Source organism: Coprobacillus sp., assembly GCF_984815275.1.
This window is the reverse complement of the sequence record NZ_CFJNYH010000051.1, coordinates 1-17,715: the sequence shown is the minus strand read 5'-3', so window position 1 is coordinate 17,715 and position 17,715 is coordinate 1. Positions and strand designations below refer to the sequence as shown.

The window sequence follows — 17,715 nt, the reverse complement described above, 5'->3', positions numbered from 1 at the left end:
GATTTTCTTTTCTATATATATTTTCTTTTAGCAATCTTTGTGTTATGATATATCTGTAATATACCTCTTCTATTTTATCAAGGAGGTCTATATGTATACTGTGACTCATCATGATGTTCTATTGAACACTACACCAGATCCAACTCTCAAGGACTTCTTTAAACAAAAGGAGCGATTTGCTGACCTTATCAACTGTCTTCTTTTTCACGGACATACTGTACTGTGTGATGAAAATCTATCTCTCTATGACTCTAACAGTTCTACTGTTTTTGATCATAAGGCTATAGAAATGAGCGTTAACAAGGGAAGAGATATTATGATGAGAGTCAATCATAATGATTTGGCTCTACTGATTGGCCTTGAAAACCAACAGACAATTGATTATACTATGCCCTTTCGGATATTGGTTTATGATACGATTACATACAATCAGCAGTTGAACATACTCAATGATGCTGCTAGGAAGTCATTTCATCCACTACCAGTTACAACCTGTGTGCTTTACTATGGCGATAAAAAATGGATTCAGCCGCATACCCTCACAGAAATAATGAAGATACCCCATACATATAGGGATTTGATTAATGATTGGAATGGTCATATCTATGATATCAAGGATATTGACCTCAGCAAGTTAAGACAGCCAGATAATTATATGATGGTAAAAGCAGTACAGATATTTTATAGCTGGGATAAGAATATAGAGAGTCTAAGAGATATGATATTAACTAAGGAAGTTGCAGTTGTTGTAGCTACAATTATAGGTAACAAGAAATTCAGTATCAAAGTCCAGAAAGAAGAAAGCGAGGAGATAAATATGTGCACTGTATTTGATGAATATGTCAGAGAAAGAGAAATGAAAGGTGAAATTAAGGGAAAAGTTTCACTACTATTAACACAATTAAAAAGCAAGTTTGGAGTTTTATCTGATGAATTAATCATGAAATTAGAGACAAGTACAGCTGATGAACTTAATCAAGTGACACTGACTATACTCAATGCAAAAACTGAAGAAGATATATTAAAAACTTGGAGTTAAAAAAGTCTATTGTATTCAAACTCAATTGAATATCCAAATGTATTAAAAGTTCAGCATTTTTCATACAATTAAAATAAAAGCTGTACTTTTTTCCCAGAGTTCTTATGAACTCTTTTTTTTATTTCTTTTCTAAGTAAAATAGAAAGTACAAGGAGGAGAAATGAATGAATAAAAAAGATATTTTACAACAAGAACATGAACTTGTATTTGAATCATTTCAACATGCTTTTGGATTAAAATTTGGTTTAGAGTTAATCGATTATATTCAATCACATCAACTTAAAAGTGTAGGAGTTCGTATTGTTTATAAAGGGTTAGTTATATTTCAATATCTTATGGATGGAAAAAGTGAAGATATATGGCTCAAAAGAAAAGAACGAACAGTAATCGAGAGCGGTCATTCTTCATACTATACTTTTCTACATCAAGATCAGTATTCTACATGGATTGATAATGACAATTATACTCTTGGTGGAGGAGGGTTTCCAATTACTGAAAATCAACAAGTTGTTGGTGCTATTTGCATATCTGGCTTAAAACATGATGAAGATCATCAATTAATTGTAGAAATTTTAAGAAAATTATTAAAGGAGGATCATTTATGAAACTAGGAATACTTGGCACTGGAATGATTGTAAAGGACTTATTAACAACCATTCATGAATTGAAAATTGAGTCTATCTATATTCTAGGGACTCAGCAAACAGAAGAAGAAACAAAATCGCTTTGTGAACAATATCATCTAGATGGATATGATTTAAATTATGATGATTTGTTAAAACGTAATATTGATACTATTTATGTCGCTTTACCTAATCACTTACATTATACATTTGCTAAAAAAGCATTAGAAAATGGAAAACATGTGATTATTGAAAAACCTATTACTGCAAATACTTTTGAACTCAAAGAATTAATCAAGATTGCAAAAACAAAACACCTTTTCATGATGGAAGCTATGAATATACATTACCTTCCCGCCTACCAAACCTTAAAAGAAAATATTCATAGAATTGGTCAACCTAAAATTGTGAGTTTTAATTACAGTCAATATTCATCACGTTATGATGATTTTAAACAAAACAAGATTCATCCTGCTTTCGATTATCATAAAGCTGGTGGTGCATTAATGGACTTAAATGTCTATAACATACATGGAATTGTTGGATTATTTGGTAAACCAAAAAGAATTCAATACCTTGCAAACATTGAAAAACAGATTGATACAAGTGGTATATTAACATTAGATTATGGAAATTTTAAAGCAGTCAGTATTGGTGCTAAAGATTGTAAAGCGCCAGTTATGTTAACACTGCAAGGTGATCAAGGTGTTTTACGTATAGATACACCGATTAACCAACTCACAAAATTTGAATATATCAATAACCAAAATGAGAGTATAATTATCAATAAAGATGAAAACAAACATCGTCTTTTCTATGAATTCAAACAATTTATTAACATGATAGATTATCATGATGAAATGAAAGTCAATTATATGTTAGAAATTAGTTTCATAGTAAGTGAAATTATGCAGGAAGCAAGATTACAAGAAGGGATTGTATTTGATAATGATAAATAAACAAATGACAGTTGGATATATAGGCAATGGGAAAAGTGCAAATCGCTATCACATTCCGTTCGTTTTACAAAGACAGGATAAAATCAAAATCAAGATGATTTATACTCTTGATCATTCACGTGATATCTGGGATGAGATTCCTGGTGTTTTCTATACTGAAAATCTTGATGAATTATTAAATGATAAAGATATTCAAGTTATTGTTATTTCTACTCCATCAGCTTTTCATTATGATTATGCAAAAATGGTCCTTCATGCTGGCAATCATTGCGTTGTTGAAAAGCCTTTTGCTGATACCTATCAGCAGGCACAGGAAATCTTTGAACTCGCTAAACAAAAAAATCTGACTGTAGAATGTTATCAAAACCGTAGGTTCGATAGTGATTTTCTAACTGTCCAAAAAGTGATTGAATCTGGTAAATTAGGTGATTTATTAGAATTAGAGATGCATTTTGATTACTATCGACCACACATTCCAGAATCTGTTTATGAATTCAGCGCTATTAATTCCTATCTTTATGGACACGGCTGCCATACCCTTGATCAAGTGATTTCTTATTTTGGTAAACCAGACCATATTCATTATGATGTCCGTCAATTACTTGGTATTGGCAGAATGAATGATTACTTTGATTTGGATTTATACTATGGAACTTTGAAAGTTTCTGTAAAGTCTAGTTACTATCGCATTAAGGAAAGACCAAGTTTTGTTATTTATGGTAAGAAAGGTATGTTTATTAAAGAGAAAAAAGATAAACAAGAAGAACATTTAAAGTTGTTCTATATGCCTCATCACAATGATTTTGGTGTAGATTTACCCCATGAGTATGGAACTTTAACTTACTATGATGAAAACAACATTTATCATGAGGAGAAAGTCATCTCAGTAAATGGAGATTATGGTCGTTATTATGATGACTTGTATGAAACAATTATAAATAATGCAAAACCACTTGTCACACCTGAACAAACACTCTTACAAATTGAAATATTAGAAAAAGGCATCGTAGGTTTAAAATAAAATGTTATCAATATAGCCAGAGGTCGATTTGACTTCTGGCTATATTGATAGATATAATTATTGCACACACTTAATAATTCCCATTTTATAGGCATATAATAATAACTTTAATTGATTGATTCGCTGAATTAAATCTATTCCAATATCACTATCTTTCACTAATATTCTATGAATATATGTTTCAATATCATGAGATTGTGAATGAATATCACTATTGATATTTAAAACTCTATCCATTCCCTTAAATGGAGTATGGGATTTTAAACGTAAACCATGAGAATTAGAAATAAGAGTATATCCTGCAATGCCTGTTTCTTTTTGATATGCTTTACAAAATCCTCCATCTATAATAATGACTTTTCCATTTGCTCTTAAAGGTGTTTCATGACATTTAACAGGAGTGTGTCCATTAATAATATGAGATAATTTTATATTCATATGAAATTCCTCTAAAATAGATAAACAACATTCTTCCCTATTATAGAATTGATAATAGGGATTTCTTTTTTCCAACCACATTGACTGATCCTTGATAAAAAATCTTTCAAATGTTTTGAGTTGTCTTCCAGATAATGGTGAATCTATACTACTCCATAAATAAAACATAAAATCTATAGCTTCACTATCTTCATGAAAATATGCATTTCTTGCTTGTTGATCACAATAATCAAAAAAACTTTTTCCTTTATAAATTGTTCCATTTATTTTGATTTCTTTGAGATATCCTTGTTCGTTTAAAGGTACACACCCATGAAATAACAAAGTATTATTACTACACAAATACATACTTCCTTTCTGATAAAGAAACGAAACATGCTGTTGAAGTTTTTCGCTACTCATAAATTCTTTTTTTAGTTTTTGAATAATTGTATTTTCATATTCATTTAATTCATAGCGACAGTCTTCTTCAAAAATATCTTCTAAAATGTAATTCTTTGTTCCTAATTGTATTTGATTATTTTTAACAAGATGAAGCTTCAACTGTTCATTCATCTGATATTCTGGATGTTTTAGTATAAGAGCTGCTTCGGTTTTTAAAACCATAATTGATATCCACTGCATCATTGCCTGAAGACGCTTTAATTTTGGATATCTGCGTTTTGCATATCGTTCTAAAGATCGTAAGGAAATGGCATAAATGTTCTCTAGAATTTCTTCATTATGATAAACAAGACAGTTTCTTATCACTCTTGTTATACATGCTTCATTTCCACAAGCTGCTCCCATCCATAAAATATCATGATTTCCCCATTGAATATCTACATTATGATGTTTTATCAAAAGTTCAATAATTTTATCTGGTCTTGACCCTCGATCAAAAATATCTCCAACAATATGCAGTTTATCAACTGCCAATCTTTTAATTAATTGAGTCATCATTATTATAAAATCATGAGCCATGTCAACCGTTATAATACTCTCTATAATGTGATGTTGATATTCTTTTTGATAATGGCTATCATGATCTCTTTCATTAATCAATTCCTCTATAATATAATTCCAGCCTTCAGGAATTGCCTTTCTTACTTTAGAACGCGTATATTTTAAAGATAGTTTCTTGATTAAGATAATTAAATAACAAATATTTTGATGATACCAACTTTGATCCAATTTGCCATCTTTTTCAACTTTTTCCATCTTTTCATTTGGGTAATAAATGAGAGTTGCTAATTCTTCCATTTCATCTTTTGACAATTCACTGCTAAAATAATCTTTAATCTTTTCTTTAATTACTCCTGAGCAATTATTGATAATATGATGAAATGCCTCATATTCTCCATGCAAGTCAGACATGAAATGTTCAGTTCCTTTAGGTAAGTTTAAAATAGACTGTAAATTAATAATTTCACGACATACATCTTTGATTGTTGGAAACTGTTTAGATAAGAGTTCATAGTATTCTAAATCTTTTGCATCGAACTCAACATTCTTTAATTTTTTATCATTTATATACATATCTTCACCCCTTTCTTTTAAATAATAAAGGAAGACGTAACATCTTCCTTTATTATTTAATCAATTTGAATTGAATATGAGTATATGTTTGTACGTAACGATTGAACAATTTGAACATTTTTCTTTTCTTCAAAGATATCACTTTCATTTAAACATGTTGATAATCCCAGCCATGGTTCCAGTGCAATGAAAGAACCATGATTTTGAGAAGACCAAAGGATAAAATAAGGGAAATCTTTGAATTGAATTGTCACTTTATGAGATGATTTATGTGATGCTAGAGTGACTTGACGAGATTGAAGTTCATCAAATATAATCGCATCTTTTTCAAAGAGAGAATGTACTAAGGGAAGAACTTTTTCATGATGTAATAAGGGAGTTCGCTGCTGAATATCTATAAGTCCTGTTTCTGTTATTGGTAAAGGTATAGAACAATTCTCTTCTTTTTCAAATTCAATATAATAATCAGTATAATTCTCATTTTCTTGTAAAGGACAATTAAAACCAGGATGACCGCCAATAAAGAATGGCATATCATCATCACCAAAATTTTCAATAATATAACTCACTTGAATCAATTTCCCCATCAATTTATATTCAATCAATAGTCTAAATTTATAGGGGAAGGCTTTAAATAATTCATCATCTGTCATAATAGAAAATACAATACGATTCCATTCTTGGCCCTCATAGTGAAAATCTCGTTTTCTCACCAAACCATGTCGTGGAATGTGTAATTCCTTACCATCTTTGGTGATAGCTTCATCATTTCTTAAACTACCACAAATAGGAAAGAGGACCGGTGCTTGTCCACTCCAATACTCTGGATTTCCTTGCCATAAATATTCAATTCCTAAAGGACTTTTAATAGATGAAAGTGTTCCACCTACTGAATTAAAAGTTAATGAGAGAAATTCATTTTCTAAATAATATTCCATAATATCACCTAGAAGGCCTTTCCAGCACTACCACAAACTTTAATCTTATCCATAACATATTTTTTGACTTCATCACGACCCTTAGAATTATATTTTTTAGGATCAATTGTATCTGGTGCATCATGTAAAACTTCATTTACACCTTTAGAAAATGCAATTCTTAGATCAGTGGCATAATTGACTTTACATATGCCACGACGAATACACTCTTTGACAACTTCATCAGGAACCCCTGATGTTCCATGTAAAACAAGTGGAATAGACACAACTTTTTGAATCTCACTTAATCTTTCTACATCAACTTTAGGTGTCCCTTTGTAAACCCCATGTGCAGTTCCTATAGCAACTGCTAAAGAGTCAACTCCTGTCTTTTCAACAAATTCAATTGCTTCTCGTGGATCAGTGTAAGGATTATCGTCACCACCATCTAAATCATCTTCTTTACCCCCAACTTTTCCTAACTCTGCTTCAACACAAACTCCAGATGGATGACAAGCATCTACTACTGCTTTACTAACTTTGATATTATCTTCAAATGATTCATGTGAACCATCAATCATAATTGATGTATATCCTGTTCTTAATGCTTGCATAGCTAATTCAAAACTATTTCCATGATCTAAATGCATAACAATAGGAACACTCGCTTTTTCAGCAGCTGTTTTTACATTGGCATAGAAATAAGCCAAATCTGCATACTTAACAGTTGATGGTGTTGTCTGTAAAATAACAGGAGATTGAAGTTCTTCAGCAGCTGCAACAACAGCTTGAACCATTTCCATATTTTCTACATTAAAAGCACCAATTGCATAACCACCCTTTTGTGCATCTAATAATAATTGTTTTGTTGTAACTAATGACATACATATTCCCCCTTTTCACATTCTTTTACTTTGACTTGCTGTAATATTTCTAGACATTGTGTTTCTTCAAAACTACCTGTCTCTGGTGAAAGTGCATTTGCTGTTGCAATAGCAATAGCAAATGCAAGTGCTTCTTTTGGTGTGTATTTTCTTTGCAAAGCAACTGCAAAGGCTGCAACCATAGAATCACCACACCCCACTGTGTTCACTGGTTTAATAACAGGTGGACGCGCACGCAAAACCTGATCTTTCATTACAAGTACTGCTCCGTCTGCCCCCAAAGAAACAACAACATATTGAATACCCATTTTAGCAATTTCTTGTGCATATTGAATGACTTCTTCAACTGTATTAATTTCAATACCAAACAAATTTTCCATCTCATTTTTATTAGGCTTAACCATAGTTGGTTTTGCTAATAACCCTTCTTTTAAAGACTCTCCACTACTATCAAGAATCACTTTTTTATGTTCATTTTTTATCATTTGAATTAATCTTTGATAAATATTGCATGGCAATCCCTTTGGCACGCTTCCAGAAATTGTCACGATATCACTTTTCTTGATAATATCCTGAAACAACTCTATAAAACACTTCTCCTCTTCAGGTGTAATCACACATCCTGGTTCTAGATATTCAGTTGAGCCATACTGGGGATCAAGAATATTAATACAACTTCTTGTCTCTCCAGATACATGTCCAAACTGATAAGCAATTCCATCGGTCGATAATAATGACTCTAGATATTGACCATTATATCCACCAACAAGTCCTGTAGCCAAAACATCTTCATGACATAATTTTATCACTCGAGCGACATTCAAACCTTTACCCCCTGCTGAATTTCGACAACGAGAAACTCTCATCACTTCACCATTACATATGGCTTCATCCATATAATAAGCCTTATCAATGGATGCATTAAGTGTTACTGTAGTAATCATAACCTTCTCCTATTTTTCACTATCAATTAAAATTTTTCCTTTGACAGTTCCTGGGGTTTTGAACTTCTCAAAAGCTTGAGCAATTTCACTCAAAGGTAATTTTTCATAAATAAATGAATCATCAAATTTTAAATCGCCTGTTTTAAAATAATGGGCAACTGCTTTCCATTCCTCTCCAGGAAATGGTGCACTATAAGACATCCATGATCCTGTTAAAATAAATTCCTTACGATTCATATTTTCCCATTCTTTTACTGTGAAAGACAGTTCTTTTGTTGGTGTTCCAACAAAACAAACTTCTGCTTTATTTGCTGCTAATTCAAAAGCCATTTTCATTGTTATTGTATTCCCAGCAGTTTCAAAGACATAATCATATCCATGACCATTTGTAAGCTCTATGGCATGTTCCATAAAATCATCGTGTAATGTGTTAATAGATCCCGTAGCCCCCAAGCGTTCTCCTAATTGCAAACGTTCATCTGATATATCAAATACAATAACTTCTTCTGCTCCAAATATTTTTGCCCATTGCATGACAAACATGCCAATCGTTCCACCTCCCAGAATTGCAACTTTTTTTCCACCTTTATAATTAACTCTCTGTAATCCATGTAAGGCAACTGTTGCTGGCTCAAAGAAAGCCCCCTGTTCAAAAGTCACTTCATCTTCAAACTTCACAGCATTTTTCTCTGGAGCAACAACATATTGAGCAAAACTTCCATTTTGTCTTGAACCAATAAAACTATAGTGCTTGCAAAGTGAATAGTTACCCTTTTGGCAATCTTCACATTCCATGCATGGAACAAGAGGAACGCCTGCAACTCTATCACCAACTTTTAAAGATGTAACGTTTTCACCAACTTTTGCAATTGTTCCTGAAAATTCATGTCCTAATACAATTGGAAAATTATGACAAGCACCCTCATTCACACGTGGAATATCAGAACCACATATACCTGTATATTTCACTTGAATTAAAACTTCCCCCGCTTTAGGCTCAGGTGTTATGACCTCTTCATAACGTATATCTTCTTTAGCATGTACTACTCCTGCTTTCATTTGATAACCCTCCTATTGATTTTCTAATTCTTTTGCTCTTTTCTTTGAACAACGAATTGTAAATAACCAGCAAATTACATAAATGACTGCAATGACAATCAATCCTGTCACATTTTGCAATGTAAATGTTTGAGTAAAAATATAAGTAATTGGACTTCCTCCTTGATCTAATGCAGCAACTAAATTTCCAGTACTTGTTGATCCTGTTGATGTTGCCAATGCTGTTAACCAAGGAATCGTTTGATTAGCAATCCAAATTGTCATAGTCATAATAGCAGTTCCAGATATTAATGATCTAAACAAATTACCTTTATGAACAGCTACAGCAATTGCTATAAAAAATCCAATTGTTGCTAAATCTCCAAATGGTAAAACTCTATTTCCTGGCACCAAAACTGCAATAAGTAATGTTAAAGGAATAAATAATAATCCTACTGTCACAACTTGAGGATCTCCCAACAAAACTGCTGGATCCATACCAATAAAGAACTCTGAATTTCCAAAATGTTTTGTTAATAAAACTTTAGCACGTTCTGTTAATGGCAATAGACCATCCATAATACATTTCACAATTTTAGGCATTAATACCATAACTGCTGACATTTTTATTCCTAATGGTAAAGCTGTTTGTACATCATAACCGGCTAAAAAACCAATCCCTGCTCCTAAAATGCCTCCAATAACAATTGGTTCTGCAAAAACACCAACTTTATCCTGTAAAGTATCAGCTGTTAAATCAATATCTCTTAGACCTGGAATTTTTTCAATAATTGCATCAATGACACAAGCAATTGGTCCCATATAAGCCGCTGTGCCATGTGGTACTGTTAAGCCATCTAGTTCAAAGTAATCTTGCATAAGTGGTGCCCATAAATCACCAAGTTTATAGGCTATCATAGCATGAACAATTACACCTACAATTCCAATCCAAAATTGTCCAGTCACTGCATATGCAATAGCTCCAGTAAAAGTCATATGCCAAATATTCCATATATCAATATTCACTGTCTTTGTCCACTTTAATAATAGCATAATAACATTTACCAATATTGCAATAGGTATCGCAACTGTTGCTATATTAGAAGCCCATGTTATTGGAGAGGCCCCAGGCCATCCAATATCAACAACGCTTAATGTTAAACCAAACCTTTGTGACATAGCTTGTGCTGCAGGTCCTAACTGTGCATTCATCATATCAACAATTAAACTCAAACCAACAAATCCAACTCCAATCATAAGTCCAGCTCGAATAGCCTTCCCAATCTTAATACCTAAACATATACTAATAACTGCAATCACAATTGGTAACATCACTGATGCTCCCATATCAATGATGTAGTTAATGGCATCACCAAATATTCCTAACATGTCTCATTTCCTCTCTTCTCTATTATTTGAGCACATCTAAAATAGCTTGCTCAGTTTTTTCAACATTGACTCCTGAGATAAATGGCATTCCTGTAATCAATGGAACTCCATAATCTTTTCTCACTTTTGATGTTGTGATAATTAAATCTGCTGGTAAATTAGAAGGAATTTCTGAAATTCTAATTTGACAAATTTCTACATCTATACCATTTTCTTTACATAATTCAACAACTTTATTTGCAGCAATTGTTGAAGTTGCAACTGCACCTCCACAAGCAACAATAATCTTTTTTTTCATAGTTCTTTCTCCTTCTTTTTAATAATTTCAATAATCTCTTGTTTTTCATGAACATTTAATAATTTCATTAAAACATCTGTATCCTGAATAATTGCTAAGATTCTTTGTAACTTTTCTAAATGTGCGCTTGGATCAACAACAGCTAACATAAAGATAAGCTGTACTTTCACAATGTCATCATCAGAACCCATCTGAATAAAATCAACTGGATTTTTTAATACTGCAATAGCAATTCCCGGTTTTTGGACATGTGTGACATCTGTATGCGGAATAGCTACTCCAATTCCATTCACATCTAAGCCAGTTGGAAATTCTGTTTCTCTTGTAATTAATGCATCAATATAACTTTTTTTCGCATAGTTTTCTTGAACAAGAGTACCTCCTACTTTCATCATAACATCTTTCCAGTCCGTAGCATCCACCTCATCAAAGATAATTGCTTTATCAAGTTCTTCCCAAATCACATCTTTTTCTCCTTCCAATTCTTAAAGATTTTCACCAGTGTTTTTCTTTACATACATATCGTACCATTAGACTATATATAAAAACAGTCAAAGATATTGCAAATATTTTGCAAGAAAATAAAACGGTTGAAATCACTTCACAACTTTGTGAAATCATTTCAACCATCTTGATCAAATTAATGAATATTCATATTTTTCACTAATATATGCAGCTTCATGTACATTTTTACATGTTTTCAGTGCTTCTTTAAACTCTTCATTTCTTAACATATTTACAAGGTTAAAGAAAGCCTTAAGATGCATTTTATGATCAACAGCACTTAAACAACAAACAAATTCAACTGGATCAAAATCATCTGCTCCAAAATGTACAGGATGCTTTAAACGTATTAAATTCATTCCTACTTTAACACTTCCTTGTTCCAATCCCTCATGTGGAACTGCAAAACCATCTGATAAAACAATGTAAGGCCCATTTTCTTCAATATTATGAATCATCGCATTAATATAACGTTCCTCAATATAACCATATTCTAATAATGGCAAAGCAGATAATCGTACCGCTTCTTGCCAAGTCACACATTCAACATCAAGTTGAATATGTGTCGAAGGTAATAAATGATGCAAATAAGGTGAAAATATTTCAGCATCTGCTTCAACAGATTGATGAAAGTAATCTCGAACAACCTTTCTCACAGCTTTCATCAATTCATCATGATGAACTGGTGCAATTTCATAAATTAGCGGACTTAGTTGATCAAGCAATCCTTTAGCTGATAACTCTGTTTCACCAATACGAGATGGTAAATGACGACTATTACGTAGTGCATCAATCTTATTTCCAACACGAATATAATCTTCATCATTTAATAATGGAGAAACTGTTATATAATCCACTTGACAATGAGGAAGAGGAACAGTAGAAATAATAACATCTACTTTTTTTGGATCAACGTTTTCTGCTTCATGAGCTGAAATGACATCAATAATCTGAAAATTAAAATGCTTTCTTAATTTTTCTATAAGTAATTGTGATGTTCCAATTCCTGCATGACAAGCAACAATTACATGGAATGCAACTTCTTTATTCTTTTTTCTCTCTAATGCTGCACAAATATGCACAGCAATATACCCAATTTCTATTTTATGAATTTCTCTACTCACATATTGCTTAATAATAGACAAATTCTGGTTAACTGCTTCTACAACATCTTGATTTTCCTCTAAAACTTCATCAATAATTGAACTTTCAGGATAATCAGGAGGCGTTGGTTTTAATACTGATTCTAAATGATTAGATAAGTTTTCAAAAAAATCATAATCATCATTGAGATTAATACCAAGGTCATAAGAAATATGTTCAATAAACTGTCTTGTAATTAACTGTATTTTAATAATTTTATTCTCTTTTGTCATTTGCTTCATATATTGTGAATCTACCAATAATTCACTTAAAAACTGGATTTCATTTTCTGTTGTATTGATATGACAATACTGTGAAACATATCTTAAAATATCTTGAGCCATAACATAATAATCATTATTTTTCATTTCACGATCTTCAAGATATTCACCCATCAAATGACGATTAATCATAATTCCTAAATAAAGAATAATCTTTTGAAATGATTCATCTGTCAAATAACTTTTATGTAGATGTTCTTGCTCACTTAAAACCTTTTGAATTGTTATTCTATTTCCAGCCTGTATACTAATATGACGTGAAACCATTGTATTCTCTTTTTTAGAATTTGCCAAACGCATTAAAAAAAGTCTTTTATCACTTTCTTTTCCTTCAACCCTTAAACCTTTATTTGGATGCGATGTCACTCCCAATCCGAAAGAATGAATATATTTTTTTATTTCATCAAGATCATTTATAATCGTTGCTCGACTCACAAACAAATGATCTGCAATTGTTGATAGAGTAATATACTTTGAACTATTCATTAATAATACAGATGCTACTGCAATTCTTTCTTCTTTAGAAAGTTTATAAGAATAAAGATCTTGCTCAGTTAAAAAATAGTTAATATTCGTAAAATTATCTTTTCTTTGAATTTGTCCACCAGCAATTAATTCCATTTCATCCAATTCATTATCTCTTAGTATATTATTAATAGATATTAAATCATTTCGAATTGTTCTTTGAGAAACATTGTATTTTTGGGATAAATCATCAATAGTTATATTTTTTTGTATCTCACATAAATCTTTTATAATAGATATTATTCTTTGATTCATTCATATCACCCTCAATTCTTTTTTATTATATCAATAAAATAAACTATTTTCACTAAGAGCCTCTATTACATTTCGATTGTTTTTCACAATATGATTTGCATTTTTTCTATAAAAGATATTTAATTCTCATTAACTACCTCTTGATTATATTTTATTAAAATATCTTTATTCTTTTATTATTTTTAAAAACTTTTCAATATGTATAAAAACAAATATTAAGACAATATTCTTTTCTCCTCAAATATACAGCTCTTATTTATATATAACATATCAGTTGCATAATAAAAAGAATAACTCTTTGCACTTATCATGCAAGAAATTATTCTTAATCATTTATATTATAAATCTTCACCATTAGAAGCAATCACTTTCTTATACCATTCATATGAATCTTTCTTGCTTCTTGCTAATGTTCCATGACCTTCGTTATCTCTATCCACATAGATAAAACCATAACGTTTCTTCATTTCTCCTGTTGTAAATGAAATACAGTCAATACATCCCCATGGTGTATAACCCATAAGGTCTACTCCATCTTCTTCAACAGCTTTTTTCATTTCTTTTATGTGTTCTCTTAAATAATCAATACGATATGGGTCATGACATGTTCCATCTGCTTCTTTTTGATCAATAGCACCAAATCCATTCTCTACAATAAATAATGGTTTTTCATATCTTTCATAGAAAATATTTAATGCATATCTCAACCCTTCTGGATCAATCGCCCATCCCCAGTCAGACTCTTTAATAAATGGATTTTTTACAGAATGTTCACTAGAACCATCTGTTGCCTTAGATACATCCTTATGAGCAGTTGAATCAACTGTATTTGTCATATAATAAGAAAACCCTATGTAGTCTACAGTCCCTTCTGATAAGATTTTCTTATCTTCTTCTGTAATATCAATATGGAATCCTTTTCTTTCAAACATTTTTAAAGCATATGCAGGGTAGTGTCCTCGACATTGAACATCACAGAAGAACCAACGATCATGCATCATTTGATTAGATAAAACCATATCTGCTGGTCTACAGCTATATGGATAAATTGGTACCATTGCTATCATATTTCCAATGAAAAAATCCGGATTGATTTCTTTACCAGCTTTTACAGCCAGTGCACTCGCAAGTAAAGTATGATGACCACAGATATACATAGCCTCTTCTGGATTATCATAATCTCCAAAATGAGCACCACTATTTGTCCAACCAAAAATATCATTTTTAAAATTCATTTGATTATTGATTTCATTAAAAGTCATCCAATATTTAACTTTATCTTTATACCTTGTAAAACAAACTTTTGCAAACTTTACAAAGAAATCAATTGTCTTTCTATTCATGAAACCACCATATTCTTTAGCAAGATGATAAGGCATTTCAAAATGCGATAATGTAATCACTGGTTCAATTCCATATTTCAATAATTCATCAAAAACATCATCATAGAACTTTAACCCTTCTTCATTAGGCTCACTTTCATCACCATTAGGGAAAATACGTGTCCATGCAATTGATGTTCTAAAACATTTAAATCCCATATCTGCAAACATTGCGATATCTTCTTTATAATGTCCATAAAAATCAATTCCAATATGATTTGGATAATAGTTTCCTTCTATCACACCATCTGTAATCACACGTGGTACACCATGTGCTCCAGCAGTCATTACATCAGCTACACTATATCCTTTAGAAGTATTGAGAACTCCACCTTCAAATTGATGAGCGGCTAAGGCTCCACCCCATAAAAAGTCTTTACTTAATGACATATAACTCCTCCTTCACTTTATACTCTTATTATACACAATTTTATTTTTGATTAAAATCAATTCCTTATTTTTCTTCTGTATTTATTTTTATAACAAATTAAAAATACCTAACTATAAAATCAATTTTACATTCAATTATTGCTCATTACACCTACCATATAACAAGAAAAGATAGATAAATTGTATTTATCTATCTCATCAATGAATTGATTTATAATGAGTATAAATATATTTCAAACTTACAACAGCAAGAATTCCATAGCCAATAAAAGAAAATAATATCTGTAATAGACCTTCTATGTTAGATACAAATTGTCCATGAAACAACAGAGGATATAAACTGATAAAATCTATAAAATGATAACCTCCATAAGCAAATAAAAGCGGTAATAAGAAAAGACATATACTCATAAATAAAGTTAATAAATGATTTCTGACTTTAATTCCTATAGCAAATATTCCTATAATTATAATGAACACCACATACACCTTTAATATTAGACTCATCATACATATCATTCCAATACTTACCCATGAAGGAAATAATAAAAAGTTCTGAATTGACATAGCCGGTGCAAGTAAAGAAGAAAAACCATAGGTTTGTTGCAATAAAACAAAGGGAGGTGTAAGAACAATTATTAAAAACAATATCCCAATACCAATTGATAAAGATAACTTAATATTAAGAATATAATGATTACCCCTATAAGATGTTTGAGTAATCTTATGCATTTGATTTTGATATTCATATGTTATGACTTGAGATAATCCTATAATTGTAAAGATACATAACAATAGAGTTGGCATAAAGAGCCAATTTATATCTATAAAATATTTTTGATAAGCAACAGGATAAACAAACTGTTTTTGTGGATTGTTTTGAATATCTTCATATTGCTCAAAAACTCTTTGGAAAACTTGTTCACCTCGTAATTGTTCATTAATTTGCTCTTGCATAGCATTAGCTTGCGTTTGAGTTAAAGACCCTTGCTCTCTCTTTTTGGAAATCGTCGCTAACTGTTGATTCAAATCTTGATAATGCTTTTGTTCTTGAAGTATCCATTGTTCTTTTTCATTTGTTAATGGTCCTTCTAGTCTTTTCATATATTGCTGATATATTTTTTCGTCATTATCCATATAAATTGAGATATGCTGATATTGATAACATTGGATCAAAATACATAATATGCACAATAAAAAAACTTTTTGTATAAAAAATATTTTATAACTTTCTTGTTTTATAAGTGATAATGATTGTGATTGAAAGTTTTTAAATTGTGGCAATTCAACAAGTTCTATATTCATATTTCTCTTATAATGATAAACAAATGTATCTATAATTATAAATATAATGAATAAACTTAACAATCCTATCAATATTAACATTTGCAATGATATCAGATTTTTAAAGCATGATACATTTCGATAAACCTGAAAGAAGGAGTCAGTTTGTAAAACAGAAATTAAATTAAAATATTTGAATAAGTATAAAGAATTTAAAGAAGGAATAAAAAGATATAAAAGATATTCAATAATAATTATAACTAGACTGATTATTATAGCAAATAATTTGTTCTTAGATAAGATAGCAATCAACAACATAATCAACCCAATAAAACTTGCTGCTAAACATTTCATTAAAATAAATAAACCTATAAACTGTTGAACACTCAAAGAAAAAGGACATTGAGAATACTGAGAAAGAGATTGTACACTTCTTGATAAATCACCTAATCCATAAATGACTGATGAATAAACTAACTGTCCAACCATCATCATTGTTGTAATAACTCCAACCATTATAATCATCACAAAACATTTTGCAAGCATGGTTGGATACTGACCTTGAGATGTTATTTTGATAATAGCAAACAGCTTTTTTTCCTTTTCTTCTAAAATCATAGATGAGACCAATACCATCATTGATAACATGATGAGAAAACTCGTCACAGGAAAAGACAAAGCAGATGTCACACCTTTCTCACTCTCATATATAAGAGGTGTATCTATGCGTGCTAAATAATCCTGAGCGGTTTTTTGGTTATTTTTTTGTTCAAAACTTCCATCTTTTTGAAATATAGAAATACTCGAAAGCGTCTTTGCTTTGTCTTGAATATTTTGAATATATAATGGATAATCATATAGTTTCTGAAATTCTTTTAAAATC

At 30.9% G+C, this 17,715-nt stretch carries 15 protein-coding genes; 4 read left to right on the top strand and 11 right to left on the bottom strand.

Going from position 1 to position 17,715, the window contains the following annotated elements:
• Window positions 1-91 precede the first annotated feature (91 nt).
• The 4 genes from AC5M21_RS14260 (at window position 92) to AC5M21_RS14245 (ending at window position 3,642) form a co-directional block, all read left to right on the top strand.
• Window positions 92-1,039 carry an Rpn family recombination-promoting nuclease/putative transposase gene (locus AC5M21_RS14260; RefSeq protein ID WP_008787645.1) on the top strand — a complete coding sequence of 316 codons (948 nt, stop codon included), beginning with the start codon at window positions 92-94 and terminating at the stop codon, window positions 1,037-1,039.
• A 164-nt stretch (window positions 1,040-1,203) separates the two neighbouring features.
• Entirely contained in the window at window positions 1,204-1,644 is a 441-nt protein-coding gene (locus AC5M21_RS14255) for a heme-binding protein (RefSeq protein WP_008787644.1), read from the top strand.
• A complete protein-coding gene (locus AC5M21_RS14250; RefSeq protein WP_008787643.1) occupies window positions 1,641-2,621 on the top strand; it encodes a Gfo/Idh/MocA family protein in 981 nt (326 codons plus the stop codon). Before AC5M21_RS14255 ends, AC5M21_RS14250 begins: the two co-directional genes overlap by 4 nt.
• A complete protein-coding gene (locus tag AC5M21_RS14245; RefSeq protein WP_017143881.1) occupies window positions 2,611-3,642 on the top strand; it encodes a Gfo/Idh/MocA family oxidoreductase in 1,032 nt (343 codons plus the stop codon). Before AC5M21_RS14250 ends, AC5M21_RS14245 begins: the two co-directional genes overlap by 11 nt.
• Window positions 3,643-3,699: 57 nt before the next feature.
• On the opposite strand, the gene AC5M21_RS14240 is transcribed toward AC5M21_RS14245, so the two are convergent.
• The 11 genes from AC5M21_RS14240 to AC5M21_RS14190 all read right to left on the bottom strand — a co-directional run.
• On the bottom strand, window positions 3,700-5,598 hold the full coding sequence (locus AC5M21_RS14240; RefSeq protein WP_008787641.1) for a fructose-bisphosphatase class III: 1,899 nt from the start codon (window positions 5,596-5,598) through the stop codon (window positions 3,700-3,702).
• A gap of 56 nt (window positions 5,599-5,654) precedes the next feature.
• Window positions 5,655-6,536: an aldose 1-epimerase family protein gene (locus AC5M21_RS14235; protein WP_008787640.1), complete on the bottom strand. Its 882-nt coding sequence runs from the start codon at window positions 6,534-6,536 to the stop codon at window positions 5,655-5,657.
• Between the two features lie 8 nt (window positions 6,537-6,544).
• Window positions 6,545-7,399 carry a class II fructose-1,6-bisphosphate aldolase gene (gene fba / locus AC5M21_RS14230; RefSeq protein WP_008787639.1) on the bottom strand — a complete coding sequence of 285 codons (855 nt, stop codon included), beginning with the start codon at window positions 7,397-7,399 and terminating at the stop codon, window positions 6,545-6,547.
• Complete coding sequence (gene pfkB, locus AC5M21_RS14225) at window positions 7,390-8,343, bottom strand: 1-phosphofructokinase (RefSeq protein ID WP_008787638.1); 954 nt, start codon at window positions 8,341-8,343, stop codon at window positions 7,390-7,392. Before pfkB ends, fba begins: the two co-directional genes overlap by 10 nt.
• Before the next feature lie 9 nt (window positions 8,344-8,352).
• Window positions 8,353-9,402: a galactitol-1-phosphate 5-dehydrogenase gene (locus tag AC5M21_RS14220; RefSeq protein WP_008787637.1), complete on the bottom strand. Its 1,050-nt coding sequence runs from the start codon at window positions 9,400-9,402 to the stop codon at window positions 8,353-8,355.
• A gap of 12 nt (window positions 9,403-9,414) precedes the next feature.
• Entirely contained in the window at window positions 9,415-10,770 is a 1,356-nt protein-coding gene (locus AC5M21_RS14215) for a PTS galactitol transporter subunit IIC (protein ID WP_008787636.1), read from the bottom strand.
• Between the two features lie 22 nt (window positions 10,771-10,792).
• Window positions 10,793-11,068, bottom strand: a complete 276-nt coding sequence (gatB, locus tag AC5M21_RS14210; RefSeq protein WP_008787635.1) for a PTS galactitol transporter subunit IIB — start codon at window positions 11,066-11,068, stop codon at window positions 10,793-10,795.
• Window positions 11,065-11,532 carry a PTS sugar transporter subunit IIA gene (locus AC5M21_RS14205; protein WP_008787634.1) on the bottom strand — a complete coding sequence of 156 codons (468 nt, stop codon included), beginning with the start codon at window positions 11,530-11,532 and terminating at the stop codon, window positions 11,065-11,067. The genes gatB and AC5M21_RS14205 overlap by 4 nt, the downstream gene beginning before the upstream one ends.
• Window positions 11,533-11,703: 171 nt before the next feature.
• Complete coding sequence (locus AC5M21_RS14200; RefSeq protein ID WP_008787633.1) at window positions 11,704-13,776, bottom strand: BglG family transcription antiterminator; 2,073 nt, start codon at window positions 13,774-13,776, stop codon at window positions 11,704-11,706.
• A 338-nt stretch (window positions 13,777-14,114) separates the two neighbouring features.
• Entirely contained in the window at window positions 14,115-15,548 is a 1,434-nt protein-coding gene (locus AC5M21_RS14195; protein ID WP_008787609.1) for a 6-phospho-beta-glucosidase, read from the bottom strand.
• 198 nt (window positions 15,549-15,746) lie between these two features.
• Window positions 15,747-17,715 (bottom strand): hypothetical protein (locus tag AC5M21_RS14190; RefSeq protein ID WP_493531515.1); only part of this gene is annotated, 1,969 nt, incomplete at its 5' end.